Genomic DNA, 661 nt, shown 5'->3' with positions numbered 1-661 from the left:
GGCCCCGGCGAGCGAGTTCTTCTCTGAAGAGGACTACCCGAAATCGGCGATCGTCGGTGGGTCCGGCAGTTCCTTCATCGACGGGCCGGTCGCCAGCCGATCGAACATCAAGTCCGAAGAAACGACGATCGTGCGCGGGATCGAGTTCGGCGGGCAGACCTACTTCGACATGCTTCCCGGCCTGTTGAAAGGGTTCGGCATCAATGCGAACGTGACGTATATCGACAACAAGGCGCCGGACGCCTTTGCGCTGGATATCGATGGCAACAAGCTCGACGTGCCGGTGATCGGCCTTTCAAAATGGGCCTATTCCGCGACCCTGCTTTATGACTTCAAGAAGCTCAGCGCGCGTCTGGCCTACAACTGGCGCGACCGGTATCTCACGACCACCAACGATTCCGGCACAACCAACGTCTATGTCGATCCGTTCACTGGGAACGAAATCCAGTTCGGATTGCCTGTATACGCGGCCGCGTCAGGCAGGCTCGATGGGAGCATCTCCTACCAGCTGACCAATTCCGTGAACATCAAGCTGAACGTGCAGAACATCACGAACGAGGATCAGAGGACCGAGATGGAAATCCTGCCCGGACGTTATGTAGACCGAGCTGTCTTCGTTACGGACCGCCGCTTCAGCCTGCATCTGGGGCTTGATTTCTAA

The 661-nt window shown here is 57.5% G+C and carries 1 protein-coding gene; it reads left to right on the top strand.

Features of this window, described 5'->3' with window-relative positions; translation table 11 throughout:
• Positions 1-661: TonB-dependent receptor domain-containing protein (locus AC2JF9_RS08125; protein ID WP_500726788.1), on the top strand; the 661-nt coding region annotated here is incomplete at its 5' end.

The sequence above is a fragment of the Lactobacillus sp. C449L genome, assembly GCF_059900815.1.
Note: the sequence above shows the minus strand (reverse complement) of the source record. Positions and strands in the feature narration are given on the sequence as shown.